An 847-nucleotide genomic window follows, 5' to 3' on the forward strand; every position below is an offset into this window, starting at 1 on the left:
ATTAAAGAAAGTACAACTGACCCTGCCCTGAGAGTGGCTACTATGTAAARGATGAACGAACAAAACAGTKTGCCTATTCATTTCATGCGGCTGCAGACCGCAACGGTTTTGTGCTRGGGACGATTGTAACACCAGGAAATACGCATGATAGTMATATCTTAGAGCCTCTTGTTGAACAAGTRATTGAGAAAGTTGGAAAACCTGAAGCTGTTGCCGCAGATGCAGCATACAAAACACCAGCCATTACAAGCTACCTTTTTGGGAAAGAAATCACACCAGCTTTACCCTATACACGTCCACGAACAAAAGAAGGGTTCTTTCGCAAGTATGACTATGTTTACGATGAATATTTTAATTGTTATCTCTGCCYATCGGGCGAGATTTTAAAGTACTCAACAACAAATAAAGAGGGCTATCGCGAGTACAAATCACCCAAACACACTTGTGCGGCATGCTCATTTCTATCACAGTGTACAGTAAGCAAAGACCAYCAAAAAGTGGTGACACGCCATATCTGGCAAAATTATATGGAAGAAGCAGATCATCTGCGTCATCACAACGATGTAAAACCTATATATGCGAAACGCAAAGAAACAATAAAGCGTGTATTCGCAGATGCAAAAGAAAAGCATGGTAKRCGTTGGACTACTTTAAGGGGACTTAAAAAATTGTCGATGCAGGCGATGCTTACATTCGCTGCCATGAATTTAAAGAAGATAGCCAATTGGACATGGCAAGGTCCAAGAATGGCTTAATAAAGTGGGCTCGTAGAGGCCCAATCTCTTAATCTTGAGCAAAATTCAAAGGGAATTTCAAAAGGGGTCCGGAATTAAAACATTCTGGACCC

Annotated in this window: 1 pseudogene; it reads left to right on the forward strand. The window is 41.3% G+C overall.

From position 1 onward, the window contains the following. Positions 1-26: 26 nt before the first annotated feature. Positions 27-755: pseudogene (locus AC1DUW_RS30850) on the forward strand (transposase); the annotation flags it as partial. Between the last annotated feature and the right edge of the window lie 92 nt (positions 756-847).

The organism is Peribacillus sp. P4_C12 (genome assembly GCF_056402095.1).